Annotated in this window: 20 protein-coding genes; 13 read left to right on the forward strand and 7 right to left on the reverse strand. The window is 71.7% G+C overall.

All coding sequences use genetic code 11. The annotated features are described in order from the left end of the window. The first annotated feature begins 87 nt into the window (after positions 1 to 87). Complete coding sequence (gene uvrB / locus ACQEV1_RS20180; protein ID WP_433395176.1) at positions 88 to 2,196, forward strand: excinuclease ABC subunit UvrB; 2,109 nt, start codon at positions 88 to 90, stop codon at positions 2,194 to 2,196. Positions 2,197 to 2,594: 398 nt separating this feature from the next. Next, positions 2,595 to 2,813 (forward strand): hypothetical protein, encoded by a 219-nt coding sequence (locus tag ACQEV1_RS20185; RefSeq protein ID WP_433395178.1) that lies wholly within the window; start codon positions 2,595 to 2,597, stop codon positions 2,811 to 2,813. A gap of 305 nt (positions 2,814 to 3,118) precedes the next feature. Here the strand turns inward: ACQEV1_RS20185 and ACQEV1_RS20190 are convergent, their stop codons facing one another. From ACQEV1_RS20190 to ACQEV1_RS20200, 3 genes are all read right to left on the reverse strand, one after another. Next, positions 3,119 to 3,322: a cold-shock protein gene (locus ACQEV1_RS20190; protein WP_141962982.1), complete on the reverse strand. Its 204-nt coding sequence runs from the start codon at positions 3,320 to 3,322 to the stop codon at positions 3,119 to 3,121. Between the two features lie 421 nt (positions 3,323 to 3,743). After that, positions 3,744 to 4,514 (reverse strand): enoyl-CoA hydratase-related protein, encoded by a 771-nt coding sequence (locus tag ACQEV1_RS20195; RefSeq protein ID WP_433395180.1) that lies wholly within the window; start codon positions 4,512 to 4,514, stop codon positions 3,744 to 3,746. Beyond that, positions 4,504 to 4,737: a hypothetical protein gene (locus ACQEV1_RS20200; RefSeq protein ID WP_433395182.1), complete on the reverse strand. Its 234-nt coding sequence runs from the start codon at positions 4,735 to 4,737 to the stop codon at positions 4,504 to 4,506. Before ACQEV1_RS20200 ends, ACQEV1_RS20195 begins: the two co-directional genes overlap by 11 nt. Before the next feature lie 604 nt (positions 4,738 to 5,341). On the opposite strand from ACQEV1_RS20200, the gene ACQEV1_RS20205 reads away from it, so the two are divergent. Further along, the gene (locus ACQEV1_RS20205; RefSeq protein ID WP_433395184.1) at positions 5,342 to 6,352 is read left to right on the forward strand and encodes a hypothetical protein; all 1,011 of its coding nucleotides are present in this window, start codon (positions 5,342 to 5,344) and stop codon (positions 6,350 to 6,352) included. Between the two features lie 5 nt (positions 6,353 to 6,357). Here ACQEV1_RS20205 and ACQEV1_RS20210 read toward each other — a convergent pair whose 3' ends face one another. The 4 genes from ACQEV1_RS20210 to pip all read right to left on the reverse strand — a co-directional run bounded on the left by ACQEV1_RS20210 (position 6,358) and on the right by pip (position 10,196). Next, a complete protein-coding gene (locus ACQEV1_RS20210) occupies positions 6,358 to 7,485 on the reverse strand; it encodes an NAD(P)H-dependent flavin oxidoreductase (protein WP_285566361.1) in 1,128 nt (375 codons plus the stop codon). Beyond that, positions 7,482 to 7,931, reverse strand: a complete 450-nt coding sequence (locus ACQEV1_RS20215; RefSeq protein WP_433395185.1) for a Zn-ribbon domain-containing OB-fold protein — start codon at positions 7,929 to 7,931, stop codon at positions 7,482 to 7,484. Before ACQEV1_RS20215 ends, ACQEV1_RS20210 begins: the two co-directional genes overlap by 4 nt. Then, positions 7,928 to 9,094 (reverse strand): thiolase family protein, encoded by a 1,167-nt coding sequence (locus ACQEV1_RS20220; RefSeq protein ID WP_433405934.1) that lies wholly within the window; start codon positions 9,092 to 9,094, stop codon positions 7,928 to 7,930. The genes ACQEV1_RS20215 and ACQEV1_RS20220 overlap by 4 nt, the downstream gene beginning before the upstream one ends. Before the next feature lie 142 nt (positions 9,095 to 9,236). Next, complete coding sequence (gene pip / locus ACQEV1_RS20225) at positions 9,237 to 10,196, reverse strand: prolyl aminopeptidase (protein WP_285616733.1); 960 nt, start codon at positions 10,194 to 10,196, stop codon at positions 9,237 to 9,239. A 185-nt stretch (positions 10,197 to 10,381) separates the two neighbouring features. Between pip and ACQEV1_RS20230 the strand changes: the two genes are divergently transcribed. The 10 genes from ACQEV1_RS20230 to ACQEV1_RS20275 all read left to right on the forward strand — a co-directional run bounded on the left by ACQEV1_RS20230 (position 10,382) and on the right by ACQEV1_RS20275 (position 20,915). Continuing rightward, complete coding sequence (locus ACQEV1_RS20230; protein WP_285616731.1) at positions 10,382 to 12,271, forward strand: hypothetical protein; 1,890 nt, start codon at positions 10,382 to 10,384, stop codon at positions 12,269 to 12,271. A 131-nt stretch (positions 12,272 to 12,402) separates the two neighbouring features. Next, entirely contained in the window at positions 12,403 to 14,043 is a 1,641-nt protein-coding gene (locus ACQEV1_RS20235) for a CTP synthase (RefSeq protein WP_433405936.1), read from the forward strand. After that, positions 14,040 to 14,672 carry an NUDIX domain-containing protein gene (locus ACQEV1_RS20240; RefSeq protein ID WP_285616730.1) on the forward strand — a complete coding sequence of 211 codons (633 nt, stop codon included), beginning with the start codon at positions 14,040 to 14,042 and terminating at the stop codon, positions 14,670 to 14,672. The genes ACQEV1_RS20235 and ACQEV1_RS20240 overlap by 4 nt, the downstream gene beginning before the upstream one ends. A 43-nt stretch (positions 14,673 to 14,715) precedes the next feature. Further along, a complete protein-coding gene (locus ACQEV1_RS20245; protein ID WP_432705539.1) occupies positions 14,716 to 15,660 on the forward strand; it encodes a site-specific tyrosine recombinase XerD in 945 nt (314 codons plus the stop codon). Between the two features lie 360 nt (positions 15,661 to 16,020). Next, on the forward strand, positions 16,021 to 16,842 hold the full coding sequence (locus ACQEV1_RS20250; protein ID WP_432705538.1) for a ParA family protein: 822 nt from the start codon (positions 16,021 to 16,023) through the stop codon (positions 16,840 to 16,842). A gap of 106 nt (positions 16,843 to 16,948) precedes the next feature. After that, positions 16,949 to 17,776, forward strand: coding sequence for a segregation and condensation protein A (locus ACQEV1_RS20255; protein ID WP_285566350.1), 828 nt, complete (start codon positions 16,949 to 16,951; stop codon positions 17,774 to 17,776). Next, positions 17,769 to 18,500: an SMC-Scp complex subunit ScpB gene (scpB, locus tag ACQEV1_RS20260; protein ID WP_433395189.1), complete on the forward strand. Its 732-nt coding sequence runs from the start codon at positions 17,769 to 17,771 to the stop codon at positions 18,498 to 18,500. Before ACQEV1_RS20255 ends, scpB begins: the two co-directional genes overlap by 8 nt. Continuing rightward, a complete protein-coding gene (locus ACQEV1_RS20265; RefSeq protein ID WP_285566347.1) occupies positions 18,497 to 19,234 on the forward strand; it encodes a pseudouridine synthase in 738 nt (245 codons plus the stop codon). The genes scpB and ACQEV1_RS20265 overlap by 4 nt, the downstream gene beginning before the upstream one ends. A 25-nt stretch (positions 19,235 to 19,259) precedes the next feature. Then, complete coding sequence (gene aroH, locus ACQEV1_RS20270; protein ID WP_285616726.1) at positions 19,260 to 19,622, forward strand: chorismate mutase; 363 nt, start codon at positions 19,260 to 19,262, stop codon at positions 19,620 to 19,622. A 186-nt stretch (positions 19,623 to 19,808) separates the two neighbouring features. Continuing rightward, positions 19,809 to 20,915, forward strand: a complete 1,107-nt coding sequence (locus ACQEV1_RS20275; RefSeq protein ID WP_285616725.1) for a prephenate dehydrogenase — start codon at positions 19,809 to 19,811, stop codon at positions 20,913 to 20,915. The last annotated feature ends 19 nt before the right edge of the window (positions 20,916 to 20,934 follow it).

Genomic DNA, 20,934 nt, shown 5'->3' on the forward strand with positions numbered 1-20,934 from the left:
ACGGTTGACATACACGGGCGGCCGGGGGAGCCGTCCGCTTCGCCGCCCCCTCTGGGCGGCGACCACAGACTCACCGGAGGAAACAGCGTGCGGCCTGTCACCGATCTTCAGCGCAAGGTGGCGCCCTTCGAGGTCGTCACCGACATGAGTCCGTCCGGCGACCAGCCGCAGGCGATCGGCGAGCTCGAGCAACGGGTCAAGCGGGGCGACAAGGACTCGGTGCTCCTGGGCGCCACCGGCACCGGCAAGACCGCGACCGTGGCCTGGCTGATCGAGAAGGTCCAGCGTCCGACGCTGGTCATGCAGCCGAACAAGACGCTCGCCGCGCAGTTCGCCAACGAGCTGCGGGAGATGCTGCCGAACAACGCGATCGAATACTTCGTCTCCTACTACGACTACTACCAGCCCGAGGCGTACGTCCCGCAGACCGACACCTACATCGAGAAGGACTCCTCGATCAACGACGAGGTGGAGCGGCTGCGGCACTCGGCGACCAACTCGCTGCTGACCCGCCGCGACACGATCGTGGTCGCGTCGGTGTCGTGCATCTACGGCCTGGGCACCCCGCAGGAGTACGTCGACCGCATGGTGCGGCTGCGCGTGGGCGACGAGATCGAGCGCGACGAGCTGCTGCGGCGCCTGGTCGGCATGCAGTACGCCCGCAACGACCTGGCGTTCACCCGCGGCACGTTCCGGGTGCGCGGCGACACGGTCGAGATCATCCCGCAGTACGAGGAGCTCGCCGTCCGCATCGAGATGTTCGGCGACGAGATCGAGAAGCTCGCGACCCTGCACCCGCTGACCGGCGAGGTCGTCACCGAGGACGACGAGCTCTACATCTTCCCCGCCTCCCACTACGTCGCCGGCCCGGAGCGGATGGAGCGGGCGATCAAGGGCATCGAGCAGGAGCTCGAGCAGCGCCTGGGCGAGCTGGAGCGGCACGGCAAGCTGCTGGAGGCCCAGCGCCTGCGGATGCGCACCACGTACGACATCGAGATGATGCGGCAGGTCGGCACCTGCTCCGGCATCGAGAACTACTCCCGCCACATCGACGGCCGTGGCCCCGGCACCCCGCCCAACACCCTCCTCGACTACTTCCCCGAGGACTTCCTCCTCGTGATCGACGAGTCGCACCAGACGACGCCGCAGATCGGCGCGATGTACGAGGGCGACATGTCGCGTAAGCGCACGCTGGTGGACCACGGGTTCCGGCTGCCGAGCGCGCAGGACAACCGGCCACTCAAGTGGGAGGAGTTCCTCGAACGGATCGGCCAGACGATCTACCTGTCGGCGACGCCGGGACCGTACGAGCTGGGGCGCGTCAGGGGAGACGTGGTCGAGCAGGTGATCCGCCCGACCGGCCTGGTCGACCCGGAGGTGGTCATCAAGCCGACCAAGGGCCAGATCGACGACCTGGTCCACGAGATCCGGGTGCGAGCCGACCGCGACGAGCGGGTCCTGGTCACCACGCTGACCAAGAAGATGGCCGAGGACCTGACCGACTACCTCCTGGAGCTGGGCATCCGGGTGCGCTACCTGCACAGCGAGGTCGACACGCTCCGCCGGGTGGAGCTCCTGCGCGAGCTGCGGCTGGGCGAGTTCGACGTGCTGGTCGGCATCAACCTGCTCCGCGAGGGCCTCGACCTGCCCGAGGTGTCGCTGGTGTCGATCCTCGACGCCGACAAGGAGGGCTTCCTGCGGTCGGAGACGTCACTGATCCAGACGATCGGCCGCGCGGCGCGTAACGTGTCCGGCCAGGTCCACATGTACGCCGACAAGGTCACCCCGTCGATGGAACGCGCGATCGACGAGACCAACCGCCGCCGCGCCAAGCAGATGGCCTACAACGAGGCGAACGGCATCGAGCCCACCGCCCTCCGCAAGAAGATCGCCGACATCCTCGACATGCTGGCCCGCGAAGACGCCGACACCGAAGAGCTCATCGGCGCCGGCCGCCAGCAGAGCCGCGGCAAGGCCCCGGTCCCGGGCCTGTCCGCCAAGCGCACGGGCCGCCACGCCGCCGACCTGGTCGGCGAACGCCCGCGCGAGGAGATGGAATCCCTGATCGACCAGATGACCCAGCAGATGCATCACGCGGCCGAAGAACTCCAGTTCGAAGTCGCCGCCCGCCTCCGCGACGAGATCAAAGAACTGAAACGCGAACTCCGCGACATGAAGGAAGCCGGCGTCCGGTAACCAACGACACTCCTCGACCACCCACCAGAAAGTCCCGCTCCCCTTGCCACCGGCCCACACCACGCGCAAGCCTCGCTCGGGGCAGCGGGGCAGCGGGGCAGCGGGGCAGCGGGGCAGCGGGGCAGCGGGGCAGCGGGGCAGCGGGGCAGCGGGGCAGCGGGGCAGCGGGGCAGCGGGGCAGCGGGGCAGCGGGGCAGCGGGGCAGCGGGGCAGCGGGGCAGCGGGGCAGCGGGGCAGCGGGGCAGCGGGGCAGCGGGGCAGCGAGGCAGCGAGGCAGCGAGGCAGCGAGGCAGCGAGGCAGCGAGGCAGCGAGGCAGCGAGGCAGCGAGGCAGCGAGGCAGCGAGGCAGCGAGGCGGCGGGCGTCGAGTTCGCCGGGCGTGACGCGGAGATCGCCGCCTTGCTGGAGCGGGACCTGGCCCGGCGGCTGGAGGCGCTCCGTACCGTCATCGAGATCGGCCGGCGCGCCGGGGACATCACCTTCACGCGGGACTCGGGTGACCTGGCCCGGTTCCTCAACGCCGTGATCGCCGGGATCCGGGTGACCGCCCAAGGAGGTGCCGACCGTGCCGCGCTGGAGTCGATCGCGGCGACGGCCGTTGACGCCCTGACGGCCTGATCTCCGGCTTTCGTTGAGTGCCACGACCGCTCCCGAAAACTCCTCCCCAGCCGGCGAAAGGCAACCGGCCTGGGGCGCGGTCGTGTAGGCGGGTTGTTGCTGGGCGGCGCGTTGTTCGGCGAGATCGAGTCGCTCGGTCTCCTGAGGCGTGGGATCGGCCGAGTAAGTGGCCGATGACCCGGCCGAGGGCGCCCTGCTGTCGGAGCGCCGGCACGGCGTGTCGCGCCGGGTTCGTAAGCGGGTGAAAAGCAGGCCGGGCCCGCACCGACGTGAGTCGGTGGGGCCCAGCCTTGGTCGTCCTAAGTCTAGATCGGCGTGACCTGCTCCGCCTGGGGGCCCTTGGGACCCTGGGTCGTCTCGAAGCTCACGCGCTGGTTCTCCTCCAGCGTACGGAAGCCGCTGGAGGTGATCGCCGAGTAGTGCACGAACACGTCCGGGCCGCCGCCGTCAGGTGCGATGAACCCGAAGCCCTTGTCGGCGTTGAACCACTTGACGGTGCCTTCTGCCACTTTCTCTCCTTGCTTGAGAACCTCTACCGGGGCGCCGGTTGGCGGACCGGGGCTGCATCACGGACTTCGGCTTACTTCCGCGAAGACTATCCCGGAGAAGCGAAAACGCCCGCCGTCACTTCCGCGGGCGTTCAAGACGAACTCAATACGTACGAGGAAACTTCGACTGCAACGCATACCATGCTATCGGCTCTCCGTATGAGCGGCAACCGACCGCAGCGGGCGCTATGGGCCTCCGGCAGGCTCTCTCATCGCCACCGTCCTGAGCAGCGCGAACGCCGACTTTCAGTGCCGACGGGCACCCGCCGGTCAGGGGCTCGAGGATCCTCCCAGAGGGGCCCGCGCCCTGCCTGAGACCAAGATCGACGGCCCCGGATCACCCACGGCGATGCGTCTTCTCACAACCGGAACCGGTTCCGGGTCACGCGGGCCACTGTGGCGCGCGTTTTTCCAGGAACGCCCGAATTCCTTCCTGGGCCTCGGGGGTCTGACTCGACGCGGCCATCACCTCCACCGCGTACGTGTAGGCGTCCGCCTCCGGGTGACCGAGCTGGGCGTACATGGCCTGCTTGCCAAGGGCCTTGCTGCGCCGGCTGCCACGCGTGGCGCGTTCGAGCAGCTCGCGTGTTGCCTTCTCCAGCTCCTCCGGGGGCACGGCGCGGTTGATCAGGCCCCAGTCGAGCGCGGTGCCGGCGTCGATGACATCACCGGTCAGCGCCATCTCCATCGCCCGCTTGCGCCCGACGTTGCGGGCGATGGGCACCATCGGCGTGTGGCAGAACCAGCCGCCCTTGCCGCCCGGGGCGGCGAACCCCGCGCTCCACGTCGCCACGGCCAGGTCGCAGGTGGCCACGAGCTGGCAGCCGGCGGCGGTCGCCAGCCCGTGCACCCGGGCGATCACGACCTGCGGTACGGACTGGATGGTCTCCATCAGCTCCCGGCAGGTGAGGAGCAGCTCACGCGCGGTGCCGAGGTCCGCGCCGGCCAGGTCGGCGAAGTCGTGCCCCGCGGAGAAGACCGGGCCGTTGCCGGCCAGCACCGTACCCGTCGCGTCCGTCTCGCCGACCTGCCGGAACGCCGAGGTCAGCGCGCGCATGTGGGACAGGGACAGAGCGTTGCGGCGCTCGGGCCGGTTCATCGTGATGACGGCGAACGGGCCGTCGCTCTCGACCAGTACCTCGTCAGAGCTCATGTCCGCACGGTACGTCGCGAGTCGCCCGGATTACCACCGTCCAGGCCCGGCACTCGCTCGGGCCGAGCGTCAACGGCGCCCTCAAGAGGTCGCGGACCGGCTTGCCGGACGGCGGGAAAGTGCGGCCGATCGTCGCGCGCACCAGGGCCGGCAGGCCCGCCGCGATGCCGGCGTAGCCGAACAGCGCTCGCAGGTAGAGCGGCGCGAGCAGCCCGTCGAGCACACGTGAGCCCGGTGGGCAGGTCCGCCACGTCGAGCAGTCGGCGCGGTGGTCGGGAGATGGTGCTTTGTCGGTGGCGGTGGGGTCGGTGGGGTGGGTGCGTCGTGTCGTGGTGGCGGCGTGGCTGGTCGGTGCGGTGGTCGGGAGACGGTGCTTTGTCGGTGGCGGTGGGGTCGGCGGGTGGGACCGTCGTGTTGAGGAGCCGGTGCGGCTGGCGGACGCGGTTGTCAAGAGACAGTGCTGTCGCGTCGTCCGTCGCCGGGTGGCGGTGGGTGCCGGGCACGGAGGCGAACAGCGCTCGGCCCCGGACGGTCCGCCTCCGGGCCTCGGCGCGCGCGCCCAGCCGAGCAGATCGGCGGCCAGATCGCCGGGACGAGTACCGCGGTCGTGCTTAAGGATCGCGAGCGGCGTGTGCACCGCCGAAGGGCCGATCCGTGGCCACTCGGACCGCCGTCCATGGCCGGACGGCCGATGCGCACCGTTCCTCCCCGGCCGACCGGAGACGCCGTGACCGACGAAGGATGCCGGGGCGGTGGGCAGGGTGACCACACCGGTCTGGCCGATCGCCCGACGTCGCCGGCCGCCCGCCGTTCCTACGCTGAGGCGCGTGACCGGACGACATTCCCTCCGGGGCGGGACGGGGCGGGCCGTCGCCCTGTTCTTCCTCGCGCCGCTGGTGGGCGAGTACCTGCTCGGCAACACTCCCATCACGGACGTGTCCTCGTTGTTCCTCTTCGCCCCCCTGTACGGCGGCGGGGCGCTGCTGATCCGGGAGACGGCCCGGCGCCGCGGGCGCTGCTGGCCGACGATCATTCTCCTCGCGGCGGCCTATGCCCTGCTGGAGGAGGGACCGGTCGACATGATGCTCTGGAACCCCTCCTACGGCGGCTTCGACATCGCCGCCGCCTACTCCGGCACCTACGTCCCCGCGCTCGGCACCAGCGTCCAGATGCTCCAGGATGTGCTGTCGATGCACACCGTCTGGAGCGTCTGCGTGCCGATCGCGCTCGTGGAGTCCTTCGGCCGGGACCACGACCACGCCGTCCCCTGGCTCGGACGCTTCGGCGTCACGGTGACCGCCGTGCTGTTCGTGGCCGGGGCGGCCCTGCTCGCCGCCGCGCAGATCGCCCAGACGCGCTTCGTCGCGGCACCGGGCGAGCTCGCCTGGTGCTCCGCCGCCATCGTCGCGCTCGTCGTCGCGGCGTTCGCCCTGCGACCACGGCCGGCGGCCGCGGTCGCGGTCGCGGCGCCGCCGGCTCCGTGGATGGTGGGCGCCACCGCGTTCGGGGTGACGAGCGTGTACTGGGGCCGGGAGTTCCTGGGCGACGGGGTGTCGCAGTGGGCGGTGGCGGCCGCCTGGTTCGTGCTGGTGGCGGTGAGCGTGGCGTTGGGCGTGCGCTGGTGCCGCCGCCCCGGCTGGGGCGCGGCGCACCGTCTCGCCCTGGCCGGCGGCGCGCTGCTCACCTACGCCTGGGTCGGCGTCTCGCACGCCCGTGACCTGGATGTCCCGCGCACCGTCGCGCTCACCGGGAACATCGTGTTCGGCGTGGGCGCGGTCGTCCTGTTGGCCATCGGCGCCCGGGCGGTACGCCGGCGGGGCTCCGCCGCGGCGATCTGACCGGTTCAGCCGGCGCCGAGCTCGGCCAGGCGTTCCAGCGCGTCGCCGAACTCCTCGATCATGTCGTAGACGACCTGGCGTGCGGGCCGGACGGTGTTCATCCGGCCGACGACCTGGCCGACGAAGTAGTTGACCAGCTGCCGGGCGCCCTCGTTGCCGTTCTCGGCGGCCGTGCCGATCGGGCCCATCGCGCCCTCGGCGACGATCATCTGGAGGGGCATCGGCAGCGCGCCGGGGCTGTCGGGTGAGGTGTCCCACTCGTCGGTCCACGCCGATCGCAGCTGCCGCGCGGGCTTGCCCGTACGGGACCGGGAGCGCACCGTGTCGCTCGACGAGGCCGCGAGCATCTTGGCCTTCACGGCCGGGAGCGTCTCGGCCTCCTCGGTGGTCAGCCACACCGAGCCGCACCACACGCCCTGCGCGCCGAGCGCCATCGCCGCGGCCATCTGCCGGCCCGACGCGATGCCGCCCGCCGCGAGCACGGGCAGCGGCGCCACGGCGTCCACGACCTCCGGCACGAGCACCATCGTGGAGATCTCGCCCGTGTGCCCGCCTGCCTCCGAGCCCTGCGCGACGATCAGGTCGGCGCCGGCCTGAACCTGGCGGCGCGCGTGCTCGACGGTGCCGACGAGCGCGGCGACCGGCACGCCCGCGGCCCGCGCGCGTTCGACCATGACCGGCGGGGGCGGGCCGAGGGCGCTGGCGATGAGGCGGATCGGGTGGCGCAGCGCGACGTCGATCAGCTCGGTGGCGCCCTCCTCGGTGACCTGGCGGCCGCCGCGGCGGGCGTCCCGGCGGCCGGCCGACAGGTCGGGCGCCGGCACGCCGTACCGCTCGAACAGCCCGGCGAGGAACTCCCAGTGCCCCGGCGGGATCGCCGACAGCAGGTCACCGGACGCCTCGGCCTCTTTGGCGATCTTCCCGGGCACGAGGACGTCGACGCCGTACGGCCGGCCGCCCACGTGGTCGTCGATCCAGCGCAGCTCCTCCTCGAGCCGGCCGGGGGAGAAGGCGACCGCGCCGAGCACGCCGAACCCGCCCGCGTTGGTGACCGCCGCGACCACGTCACGGCAGTGGCTGAAGGCGAAGAGCGGGAACTCGATCCCGAACGTCTCGCACAGGTCTGTTCTCACCGGTCGCGCTCCTCGAACACCGGATAGCTCTCGCCCTCGTCCGGATGGACGAACCTCGCCCGCAGGGGCAGCCCCGCCCGTGGCGAGTCCGTCTCCAGCCGCGTGTACATCCACGGGCCCTCGGCCAGCTCGACCAAGGCCAGCGGCGCCGTCTCGCCCGTACGGGAGTGGGTGACCGCCCAGGAGACCAGCATCGCCTCGCCGGTCGCCTCCGCCCAGGTCAGGTCGTCGGTGCCGCATCCGGGGCAGCCGGTCGCGTCCGGGGCGAACCACCGCTCGCAGGAGGCGCAGCGGGGCACCACCAGCCGGTCCTCGGCGGCGCCGTCGAAGAACGGGTCGCCGCGGCCGTCGCGCCGGATCGGGCCGGCCGCCGTCATGAATCCTCCTGTGTCGGAGGGCGTGACCACGGGGCCGTGTTTTTTGATGCCCTCGCTTCGCTCGGTCATGGGCCCTCCTTCGCGTGCGGGCTGACGACCAGCGTCGCGTGGTGGTCGAGGATGCCGCCGTTGCCGCTGACGAGGATCACGTCGTTGCGAGGAGCCTGCCGCTCACCGCCGTGGCCGCGGGCCTGGATCACGGCCTCGGACAGCGGGGTCATGCCCCACATGTAGTAGCCCGACAGCTGCCCGCCGCCGGTGTTGACCGGCAGCGTGCCGCCCGGACCGAGAGCGCCGCTCGCGGCGAACGGCCCACCCTCGCCCTTGGCGCAGAAGCCGTAGTCCTCCAGCGTCACCAGGACGGTGAAGGTGTAGCAGTCATAGATTTGGCAGCTGTCGACGTCGGCCGTGGTGATGCCCGCCATCTTCATCGCCGCCGGGCCGGACAGCGCCGCCCCGGTGGCCAGCCCGAAGTCGCTGCCGCGCTCCATGCGGCGGCCGGGGTGGCCCTGCCCCCACCCCCACACGTGCACGGGCGGCTGTGCCAGGTCGCGGGCGCGCTCGGCGCTCGTGACGATCACGGCGACGCCGCCGTTGGAGACGAGGCAGCAGTCGAGCAGGTGCAGCGGTTCGACCACCCAGCGGGACTCCTGGTGGTCGCGCAGCGAGATGGGCTCGCGCATCTGGGCGAGCGGGTTGCCGGCGGCCCAGGCGCGGGTGGCCACCGCGATCGCGCCGAGCTGCTCGCTCGTGGTGCCGTAGCGTTCCATGTGCCGCCGCGCCGCGAGGGCGTAGAAGGCGTTGACGCTGCGGAAGCCCAGCGCGGCCTGCAGCCCGCCGACGCCGTGCCACTCCGCCGCCTCGCGGTGGTAGGCCGAGCCGGAGGAGCGTTCGGGGCGCAGCGGCGCGTCGGCGAAGACGCACGCGACCGCCGACGCGGCGCCACTGCCGATCATCGCGGCGGCGTGGGAGACCATGCCGATCGCGGTCGCGCCGTAGGAGTTCATCTGGGTGAGCAGCCGCAGGTCCCGCAGGCCGAGCACGCCGGCCAGGTCGATGCCGGGGGAGCCGGACAGGCCGTGGCTGACGATCAGCCCGTCGAGGTCGGACAGGGCGAGGCCGGCGTCATCGGCGGCGGCGCGTACGGCGTCGGCGGCCAGCCGGCGCGGGCTGCGGCCGTACACCTTCCCGAGCTCGGTCGTCCCGAGCCCGGCGATCGCCGTCCCGGTCATCGCCACGCGACCCCCCTCCCCGGAGACGGCCCGGAGCCCTCGCGATGGGCGAGAGCCGGGGACGGCTCTCCGCGTTCCGTCCGCTCCCACGGTACCGAATCCGATTCGGGCTCGGCCAGACGGGATGCGGGCGGAGACCGGCTCAGGGACGGGCGAACCGGTCGGTGGCCTCGATCAGGCGGTGCAGGATGCCCGGCTCGCTGTACGCGTGGCCGGCGTCGGCGACGAGGTGGAAGTCCGCCTCGGGCCAGGCCTGGTGCAGGTCCCACGCGGTCGCCGCCGGCGTCGCGACGTCGTACCGGCCCTGCACGATCACGCAGGGGATGTGCCGGATCTTCTTCACGTCGCGCAGGAGCTGGTCCTCCTCAAGGAACCCGCCGTTGAGGAAGTAGTGGTTCTCGATGCGGGAGAACGCCACCGCGTAGTCGTCGGCCGCGTGCTCCTCGATCAGCCTCTCGTCCGGCAGCAGCGTGATCGTCGACCCCTCCCAGACGCTCCAGGCCCGTGCCGCCGGCAGGCGCACCGCGGGGTCCGGGTCGTTCAGCCGCGTGTGGAAGGCCGCGATCAGGTCGTCGCGCTCGTCCTCCGGGATCGGCTCGACGAACCTCTCCCACAGGTCGGGGAACAGCAGTGACGCGCCTTCCTGGTAGAACCAGTACAGCTCGAACGGCCGCAGCGTGAAGATCCCGCGCAGCACCATCTCGGTGACCCGCTCCGGATGCGTCTCGGCGTACGCGAGGGCGAGCGCGCTGCCCCAGGAGCCGCCGAAGACCATCCACCGGTCGATGCCCAGGTGCTCGCGCAGGAGCTCCATGTCGGCGACGAGATGCCACGTGGTGTTGCGTTCGAGCGAGACCGACGGGTCGCTCGCGCTCGGCCCGCTGCGCCCGCAGTTGCGCTGGTCGAACAGGACGATGCGGTACGCCTCCGGGTCGAACAGCCGGCGGTGGCCGGGACCGCACCCGTCGCCCGGGCCGCCGTGGAGCATCACGACCGGCTTGCCGGCCGGGTTGCCGCAGACCTCCCAGTAGATCCGTTCCCCGTCTCCGGGGTCGAGGAATCCGGAGTCGTACGGCTCGATCGGCGGATACAAGGTCTTCATGACCGGCATTCTCTCATCGCGCGAATGACGGTTTCGGACAGTGACGCCTAAGCGCCCGTGTGTTCCTCCGCCCAGGTCACGGCCCTTTCACAGGGGACGTGACCTGGGGAGCAATTCACGAGTGATGCGCCACACGTTCCCGGACATGGCAGACAGCCTTGCGAGACGCCCTTAGAGTTCCCTATGTGAGCGATCTCAATGGTTCGGGCGGTTCTTACTCCGCGGACAGCGGCGGGTCGTCGTGGTTGCCGGGCAACGGCAGCCGGCCGGCCCGTGGCGGCGACGTGGAACAGCCGGGCGAGGTCGTCGACCGGCTGCGGCAGATGGCGGACATGCTCGCCGGCGCGTTGGCGCAGGGTGAGCAGAAGGTCGCCGAGGCGAAACAGGAGGCCGCGGTCCAGATCGCGGCCGTCCAGGCGGAGCACGAGAAGACCAAGCAGGAGGCCACCTCGGCCTGGCAGGAGGTCGAGCGCCTCCGCACCCAGGTGCAGCAGGCTCAGGCCACCGCCCGCCAGATGCTCGCCGAGCGCGAGAGCGCCAAGCAGGACGCCGCGGCGGCGATGCAGGAGATCGAGCGGGTCGGCGCCCAGAACGAACAGCTCGATCAGCGCGCCGAACAGGCCGAGGCGGCCGTCCGGCAGCTCATGACCGAGCGCGAGGCCGCCCAGCGCGACGCCGCCGCGATGCGCCAGGAGGCGCAGTCCGTACGGCAGCAGAAGGAGCAGGCCGAGGCGACCGGGCGCCAGCTCATGGCCGAGCGCGAGTCGGCCAAGCAGGACGCCGCGGCGATGCAGCAGGAGCTCGACCGCGTACGCGCGCAGCTGGAGGAGATGAACCAGCGCGTCGAGCAGTCCGAGGCCGCCGTGCGCCAGGCGATCTCCGAGCGCGAGTCGGCCAAGCAGGAGGCCAACACCGCCTGGCAGGAGGGCCTGCGGGCCCGTGCGCAGGCCGAGCAGTCCGAGGCCGCCATGCGGCAGGCCATCGGCGAGCGCGACAACGCCCAGAGTGAGGCGGTCGGGGCCCGGCAGCAGACCGACCAGGCGCTCGCCCAGGCGCGTACGGCGGAGCAGCAGGCCCGTGCGGCCGAGCAGCGCGCCGAGCAGTCCGAGGCCGCGATGCGCCAGATGATGACCGAGCGGGACAACGCCCAGCGCGAGGCGGTCGGGGCCCGGCAGGAGACCGACAAGACGCTCGTCCAGCTGCGTGCGGCCGAGCAGCGTGCGGAGCAGTCCGAGGCCGCCGTGCGCCAGATGATGTCCGAGCGCGAGGCGGCCCAGCGCGAGGCCGCCGGCGCCTGGCAGGAGGCCGAGCGTCTGCGCAGCAAGGCGGAGCAGTCCGAGGCCGCGATGCGGCAGGCCTTCACCGAGCGCGACCAGGCCCGTTCGCAGGCCGAGCAGTTCGAGGTCGCCGCCCGCCAGGCGATGTCCGAGCGTGACCAGATGCGCGAGGACCGCGACGAGGCACACCGCTCCGCCGGCGAGGCGCAGACCGGGCGCAAGGCCCTCGAGGGCGAGCGCGACCGGATCTCCAAGCACGCCGCCGACCTGGCCCAGGCGCTGGAGACCGCGCAGGCCGAGCTGAACACCCTGCGCAGCAGGGTCGTCGACCTGGAGGCCGCCTCCAAGGACGCCGACTCCCTCCGGCGCCGCGTCCAGGACCTCGACGCCGAGCGCCGGCGGGCGCTCGACAGCGCCAAGCAGATCGAGAACGACCGCGACAGCGCCGAGCTCGCGCAGGCCCGCGCCGCGTCGGAGCTGGCCCAGACCCAGCGCCGCGTGGAGGACCTGATCCGCGAGCGCGACACGGCGCTCACCCAGGTCCGCCAGGCCAACGCCGAGCGCGACTCGGTGAGCGAGAAGCTCAAGGAACGCGAGCAGTGGGTCGACCAGCTCGCCGAGGCCGTCACCCAGCAGCGCGACGCCCTGTCGGCGCTGTCGGCCGAGCGCGACCAGGCGCGTTCGTCGGCGGACCAGGCGAGGAAGCTGATCGACGAGCTGACCGGGCAGCTCCGCACCATGTCGCCGGGGGCCGCCGGAAGCGCCCACAGCGGAAGTTACGCGGGAGGCTACAGCTGATCTGATCGGCCGGCGGCTGATCAGGTACGCCGCCTGTTATCCTGGTGGCCCGTGGAGATTGGCCGTTCACCGATCAGGTGGACGTCGCCGCGACAACGACCACGGGAGCGTCCCTCTTGGCTTCGGCAGTAATTGGTGGGTCCGCAAAGGCCACCAAGCATCTCTTCGTCACCGGCGGTGTCGCCTCCAGCCTCGGTAAGGGGCTCACGGCATCCAGCCTCGGCCGGCTACTCAAATTGCGCGGCCTGCGGGTCACGATGCAAAAGCTCGATCCTTACCTCAACGTCGACCCCGGCACGATGAACCCCTTCCAGCACGGCGAGGTGTTCGTCACCGACGACGGCGCCGAGACCGACCTCGACGTGGGCCACTACGAGCGGTTCCTCGACACCGAGCTGCACGGCTCGGCGAACGTCACCACCGGCCAGGTGTACTCCAATGTGATCGCCAAAGAGCGGCGCGGGGAGTACCTCGGCGACACCGTGCAGGTCATCCCGCACATCACCAACGAGATCAAGGACCGGATCCGCGGTATGGCCGGTCCCGACGTCGACGTCGTCATCACCGAGGTCGGCGGCACGGTCGGCGACATCGAGTCGCTGCCGTTCCTGGAGGCCGTACGCCAGATCCGGCACGAGATCGGCCGCGACAACTGCTTCTTCCTGCACGTGTCGCTGCTGCCCTACATCGGGCCGTCCGGTGAGCTGAAGACCAAGCCGACGCAGCACTCCGTCGCCGCGCTGCGCAGCATCGGCATCCAGCCCGACGCGATCGTCTGCCGTTCGGACCGGCCGATCACCCAGGGCCTGAAGAACAAGATCAGCCTGATGTGCGACGTGGACGCCGAGGCGGTGGTGTCCGCGATCGACGCCCCCAGCATCTACGACATCCCCAAGGTGCTGCACACCGAGGGCCTGGACGCCTACGTCGTACGCCGTCTCGGGCTGCCGTTCCGCGACGTCGACTGGCGCGAGTGGGACGACCTGCTGGGCCGGGTCCACCAGCCCTCCCGTGAGGTCACGATCGCGCTCGTCGGCAAGTACATCGACCTGCCCGACGCGTACCTGTCGGTCACCGAGGCGCTGCGCCACGGCGGGTTCGCCCACGACACCCGGGTCAACATCCGCTGGGTCAAGAGCGACCGGTGCACCACACCCGAGTCGGCCGCCCGCGAGCTGCAGGGCGTCGACGGCGTCCTGATCCCCGGCGGCTTCGGCGTGCGCGGCATCGAGGGCAAGGTCGGCGCCGCCCGGCACGCCCGCGAGAACCGCATCCCCACGCTCGGCATCTGCCTGGGCCTGCAGTGCATGGTCATCGAGGCCGCCCGTAGCCTCGCCGGGATCACCGGCGCCAACAGCGCCGAGTTCGACGAGAAGGCCGCCGACCCGGTCATCGCGACCATGGCCGACCAGGTCGACGTCGTCGCCGGCGAGCGCGACATGGGCGGCACGATGCGCCTGGGCCTGTATCCGGCCAACCTCGCCGAGGACTCCGTCGTCCGCGAGGTCTACGGCGACGCGGAGAAGGTCGAAGAACGCCACCGGCACCGCTACGAGGTCAACAACGCCTACCGCGAGGAGCTGACCGCCGCCGGCGTCGTCTTCTCCGGCCTGTCGCCCGACGGACGCCTCGTCGAGTACGCCGAGCTGCCCCGTGAGACGCACCCGTTCTACGTCGGCACGCAGGCGCACCCGGAGTTCCGGTCCCGTCCCACCCGGCCGCACCCGCTCTTCGCGGGCCTGGTCGCCGCGGCCCTGGACAACGCCAAGTGAGCGCGGCGGAGGAACTGGTCGACACTCCGGAGTCGTGGGCGGTCGAGGGCCGCGAGGAGCGCTTCAAGGGCCGCATCGTCCAGGTCCGCACCGACCGGGTGCGGATGCCGAACGGCGACACGACCGAGGTCGTCGAGCGCGACGTCGTCAGCCACCCCGGCGCCGTCGGCGTGATCGGCCTGGATGAGCAGGACCGCGTCCTGCTCATCCGCCAGTACCGCCACCCGGTCGGCCGCCTGCTCTGGGAGCCGCCGGCGGGGCTCCGTGACGTCGACGGCGAGCCGTTGTGGCGTACGGCGGCCCGCGAGCTCGCCGAGGAGGCCGGCTACCGGGCCCGCGAGTGGCACACGCTCGTCGACGTCTTCACCTCTCCGGGCATGACCAACGAGCGCGTGCGCATCTTCCTCGCCCGCGGGCTCAGCGAGATCCCCGAGGAGGAGGCCGACTTCGAGCGGATCCACGAGGAGGCCGGGATGCCGGTCGCGTGGGTGCCGCTCGACGAGGCGGTCGCAGCGGTGCGGCGCGGGCACATCCACAACCCCCTCGCGGTCATGGGTATCTTGTCGGTCTACGCCGCACGGGAGACGGGTTACCGTGACCTTCGCGCGCCCGACGCCCCGGAAGGATGACACGTCGAGCCCCCTCGACCCGCCTGGATGAGGTGTCGCGCTGATATCAGCCGCCGGAGAAGAGCTCGGACGAGCGCTGCGGGCCGAGGTCCGCGCGTACCTCGATCATCTCGCGGTCGACCGCGGCCTGGCAGCCAACACCCTCAGTTCCTACCGGCGTGACCTGCGGCGCTACGTCGACACGCTCGTCGCTCGCGGCCGTACGGCGATCGGGCAGGTCGGGGAGGACGACGTCGTGTCCTTCCTGGACCGGCTGCGTGAGGGCGACGACCGGCACCCGCCCCTCGCCGCCGGGTCCGCGGCCCGCGCGGTCGTCGCCGTCCGCGGCCTGCACCGGTTCGCCGTGCGCGAGGGGCTGTCGGCCGCCGACCCGGCGCGCGACGTACGGCCGCCGTCGCCGCCGCGCCGGCTGCCCAAGGCGATCACGATCGAGGAGGCCGAGCGTCTCCTCGCCGCGGCCGGCCGGGGTGACACGCCGCGCGACCTGCGCGACCGGGCGCTGCTGGAGGTGCTGTACGGCACCGGCGCCCGGATCTCCGAGGCGGTCGGGCTCGAGGTCGGCGACGTCGACCTCTCTCGCGCCGTCGTCCGGCTGCACGGCACCGGGGCCCGGGCCCGCCTCGTGCCGGTCGGCCGGTACACCCGCGAGGCGCTCGAGGCCTATCTCACCCGGGCGCGCCCGGCGCTCGGCCCGCCGGGCGACGGCGGCGGCCCGCTGTTCCTCAACGCGCGCGGCGGGCGGCTGTCGCGCCAGAGCGCCTGGTCGACGCTGCGGACGGCGGCCGGGCGCGCGGAGCTGCAGGACGTCTCACCGCACACGCTGCGGCACTCTTTCGCGGCACATCTCCTCGGCGGCGGCGCCGACGTCCGGGCGGTCCAGGAACTGCTGGGCCACGCGTCCGTGACCACGACCCAGATCTACACGCTGGTCACCGTCGACCGGCTGCGGGAGGCCTACGCTTCGGCGTACCCGCGGGCCGGTGCCTGAGCTGCGGGAACGCTCCTTCGCCGGCGCCGGCCGGCGGCGGGAGGTTCCGATTCGGCGTACGCGCGGGCCGGGGTCTGAGAGACTGCCCGGGACTCTGTTTCACGGCGAGCGGCAGCGAAGCATGGCATTCCGGCCGGTCTCCGAACAATGGCGTGGCCGTCGGTGTGCCGCCTTGCCGCTGTACTTGACAGGCCATAGAGTCCCCATCTTGACGGCAAACCTAGGTCGCCGGGGAGGTTCGAGGAGCTGGTGACTGACATCAGCGCGCAGCAGGAGAGAGCACGATCGGAGAGTGTGCTCTCGACCGCGATCGCGACCGATCCGCGAGACGCCGCGCCACTAGGCCCGACGCAGCGTCCCATCCCGTCGTTCCCCGATCCGCCCCCGCTGTCCGAGCACGGGCCCGCCCGCATCGTCTCGGTCTGCAACCAGAAGGGCGGCGTCGGCAAGACGACGACCACCATCAACCTGGGCGCGTCCCTGGCCGAGCAGGGCCGGCGCGTGCTGCTCGTCGACTTCGACCCGCAGGGGGCGCTGTCGGTGGGCCTGGGCAAGGGCGACCCACGCCAGCTCGACCTCACGATCTACAACCTGCTCATGGAGCAGGGAGTGGAGACCGAAGAGGTCATCCTGGAGACCAGCGTCGAGGGCATGGACCTGCTGCCCAGCAACATCGACCTGTCCGGCGCGGAGGTCCAGCTCGTCCACGAGGTCGGCCGCGAGTACATCCTCGGCGGCCTGCTCAAGCCGGTCGTGGCCGACTACGACTACATCATGATCGACTGTCAGCCGTCGCTGGGCCTGCTGACCGTCAACGCGCTGACCGCGAGTCAGGGCGTCCTCGTCCCCCTCGAGTGCGAATACTTCGCGATGCGCGGTGTCGCGCTGCTCATGGAGACGATCGAGAAGGTTCAGGGGCGGCTCAACCAGGATCTGGCCATCGACGGCTTCCTCGCGACGATGTACGACTCGCGTACGCTCCACACCCGCGAGGTGCTCGGCCGCATCGTGGACGCCTTCGGTGAGAAGGTCTTCCACACGGTCATCAACCGCACCGTACGGTTCCCGGACGCGACGGTCGTGGGTGAGCCGATCACCCGCTTCGACCCGTCGTCCATGGGCGCCAATGCCTACCGGGAGCTCGCCAAGGAGGTACTCCAGAGGTGGCATCACCTCACGTGACCGGTCCCGGTGCGGCGCCTGACCGCACCGGACCGCCGAGGGGTGCACCCGGACGTCGCGCTCCCCTGTGGCAGGGGAGTGCGTGACCTCCACTACCGTTGGCGAGGTGAGCGAGCCGGCCGCGGAGGAACGCAAGCACGGATTCGAAGTGCACCTCGACAACTTCGAGGGTCCCTTCGACCTGCTCCTCGGCTTGATCGCCAAGCACAAACTGGACATCACCGAGGTGGCCCTGCACAAGGTCACCGACGAGTTCATCGCCCACATCCGCTCGCACGGCCGCGAGTGGGACCTCGACCAGGCGAGCTACTTCCTGCTGGTCGCCGCGACTCTGCTCGACCTGAAGGCCGCGCGGCTGCTCCCCTCCGGGGAGGTCGAGGACGAAGAGGACCTCGCCCTGCTGGAGGCTCGCGACCTGCTGTTCGCGCGGCTGCTGCAGTACCGCGCGTACAAGGAGGTCGCGGCGGTCTTCTCGGGCCGGATCGCCCGCGAGTCGCGCCGCTTCGCCCGTACGGTGCCGATGGAGCCGCAGTTCGCGAACCTCCTGCCCGAGGTGCTCATCGGCCTGGGCCCGGCCGCGTTCGCCCGGCTGGCCGCCCGGACCCTGGCGCCCAAGCCCGTGCCGACGGTGTCGACCACGCACATCTACGCGCCGCAGGCGAGCGTCAAGGAGCAGGCCGCCCTGCTCGTGGAGCGCCTGCGCCGGCTGGAGACCGCCACCTTCCGCGTGCTGACCGCCGACTGCGCCGGCACGTTCGAGATCGTCGCGCGGTTCCTGGCCGTGCTCGAGCTCTACCGGGAGAAGGCCGTGGCGCTCGAACAGGCCGAGCCGCTCGGCGAGCTGTACATCACCTGGACCGGTGCCGAAGAGGGCGAGGTCGTCGTCGGCGACGACTACTCAGGACGACCCGCGGAGAAGAAGGACGATGACTGACACCCCCGAGCCGGACCCGGCGGCCCCACCGGCCCCCGAACAGGCGACGCCCGAGCCGAGCGCGGAGGATCCGGCCCTACCGCGGCCGGTCGTGCCCGAGCCGCGTGCGCCGGAGCCGGTCGCGTCCGGTTCCCCGGACGGAACGTTGTTCGACGCGCCGGAGACCGAGCCCGGCGCGTCCGAGCCGCCCCTGCGGGCGGGGCTGGAGGCCATCCTGCTGGTCGTGGACGAGCCGGTACCGGAGGTGACGCTCGCCCAGATCCTCGAACGGCCCCGCGACGAGGTCGCCGCCACGCTGCGGGAGCTGGCCGCGGAATACACCGCGCAGGGCCGGGGGTTCGACCTGAGGGAGATCGCCGGTGGCTGGCGGTTCTACACTCGAGATGTCTGCGCCCCCCTCGTCGAGCGGTTCGTTCGCGACGGACAGCAGGCGCGGCTGACGCAGGCGGCGCTGGAGACGCTCGCCGTCATCGCCTACCGGCAGCCGGTGAGCAGGGCACGGGTGTCGGCGATCCGCGGAGTCAACAGCGACGGCGTGATCCGCACCCTGACCGTACGAGGTCTCATCGAGGAGGCGGGGCACGACCCGGAGCACCAGGCGGTGCTCTACCGGACGACGACCTACTTCCTGGAGCGGCTCGGCCTCAACTCCGTTGACGAGCTGCCCGAGCTCGCCCCCTACCTGCCCGATGACCTGGAAGGCATAGAGGAACTTCAGCAGTGAACACGACCAACGACGGCGTACGGCTCCAGAAGGTGCTCGCCGACGCGGGTGTGGCCAGCCGCCGCGCCTGCGAGGAGCTCATCGCGGCCGGGCGGGTCACCGTCGACGGCGAGAAGATCACCTGGTTCGGCGCGCGCGTCGACCCGCAGCAGGCCGTCATCCATGTCGACGGCAAGCGCATCCCCACCCGTGCCGAGCTGCGTTACTACATGCTCAACAAGCCCACCGGTGTCGTCAGCACCATGTCCGACCCCAGGGGCCGCAAGACCCTCGCCGCGTACGTCGGTGACGTGCCCGAGCGGCTCTTCCACGTCGGCCGGCTCGACACCGACACCGAGGGCCTCCTCCTGCTCACCAACGACGGTGAACTGGCGAATCGCCTCATGCACCCGCGATACGGTGTTTCCAAGACCTACCTCGCCGAAATCCACGGGCCGATCGGCCGTGATCTCGGCAAGAGGCTCAAGCAGGGCGTCAAACTCGCGGACGGTTTCGCCAAGGCGGATGAGTTCCGCGTGTTCGACCAGGTCGGCAAGCGGATTCTCGTCGAGGTGACCCTTCACGAGGGCCGTAAGCACATCGTGCGCCGCCTGCTCGCCGAGGTCGGTCATCCGGTTCAGCAGCTCGCCCGCACCGAGTTCGGCCCGGTCAAGCTGGGCCGCCTGAGGTCGGGCACGATCCGGGCGCTCACCACCAAGGAGATCGGCGAGCTGTACGCGGCGGTCGAGCTCTGACCTGCCGCCGATCAAGGGAGGTTTTGTGGGGGTACTAGCCGTACGCGGGGCCGTCCAGGTCGACGCCGACGATCGTGACCAGGTTCTCGAGGCGACGGCCGAACTGGTCACCGAGGTGATGACCCGCAACGCTCTCACCACCGACGACGTCATCAGCGTGATCTTCACCGCGACCCCGGACCTGACCGCGGAGTTCCCGGCACTGGCCGCGCGCAAGCTCGGCTTCCACGACGTGCCGCTGCTGTGCGCCAGCGAGATCAACGTGCCGCACGCCCTACCGCGGGTGATCCGCCTGATGGCGCACATCCAGAGCGACCGCCCGCGCTCGGACATCCAGCACGTCTACCTGCGCGGCGCGACCGCGCTGCGCCTGGACATCGCGCAGTAGCCATCGGTCACGGCCATCGGCCACCGGCCACGGCCCCCGGCCACGGGCCCCGGCAGGTTGGGCCAGCCGCCACCGGTCGCCGGCAGGTTCGGCCAGCGGCCATCGGCCGCTCATGAGATCGTGCCTTCCGCCGAAGCCACGGCTCACGCGGCCGATGGACCGGGTTGCGGCGGTTCGCCGCGAGCGTTGCGGATACGCTTCGAGAACTCACGCGGAGGTGGAGTCATCGGCGGGACACGACAGGTCGTCGTCATCGGCACCGGGTTGATCGGTACGTCGGTGGCGCTCGCGCTGCGCGAGCGCGGCGACGAGGTGCGGCTGACCGACCGGGATCCGGTGTCCGTGCGGATGGCGGCCGAGCTCGGCGCCGGCGTTCCGCTGGAGGACGGTGACGGGCCCGCCGACGTCGCGGTGATCGCGGTGCCGCCGGCGGCCGTCGCGGCGACACTGCTCGACGCGCAGAAGCGCGGCCTCGCCCGTGTCTACACCGACGTCGCGAGCGTCAAGTCCCGGCCGTTGCGCGAGGCCGCCGAGCTGGGCTGCGACCTGACGTGTTACGTCGCCGGACATCCCCTCGCCGGCCGTGAGCGCTCCGGGCCCGCCGCGGCGCGCGGGGACCTGTTCGTCGGCCGTCCGTGGGCGCTGTGCCCCACCCCGAAGACCCTGCCGGAGGCGGTCGAGGCCGTGACCGCGCTGGCCGAGGCGTGCGGCGCGCAGACCGTGGTGGTCGGCGCCGAGGAGCACGACCGGGCCGTCGCGCTGGTGTCGCACGGCCCCCATGTGGCCGCCGCCGCGGTGGCCGCCCGGCTGGAGGCCGCACCGGAGGTCGCGCTGGGCCTCGCCGGGCAGGGTGTACGCGACGTCACCCGCATCGCCGCGAGCGACCCGTCACTCTGGATCGGCATCCTCAGCTCCAACGCGGAGCCCGTCGCCGACGTCATCGACGCTGTCGCCGCCGACCTGGCCGCGACCGCCGCGGCGCTGCGCGCCGGCGCCGAGACCGACGTGACCGAACTGCTGAGGCGCGGCGGCACCGGCCGCCGCCGCCTGCCGGGAAAGCACGGCGACCGCGCCGGCACCTACGCGGTGGTGTCCGTTCTCATCCCCGACCGGCCGGGCGAACTGGCGTTGCTGTTCCAGGCGGCCGGGGTGGCGGGGGTCAACATCGAGGACGTGACGATCGAGCATTCGCCCGGCCGCCCGGTCGGTGTGGTCGAGTTGAGCGTGACACCCGCGGCGGCACAGCGCTTGGCGGACGAGCTGCGGGCGCGTGGTTGGTCGGTGCCGGGCTGAGCGGAGGCCTGGTGCGGTC

The sequence above is a fragment of the Actinoallomurus sp. CA-142502 genome (assembly GCF_050936355.1).
GTDB classification, from domain to species: domain Bacteria; phylum Actinomycetota; class Actinomycetes; order Streptosporangiales; family Streptosporangiaceae; genus Actinoallomurus; species Actinoallomurus iriomotensis.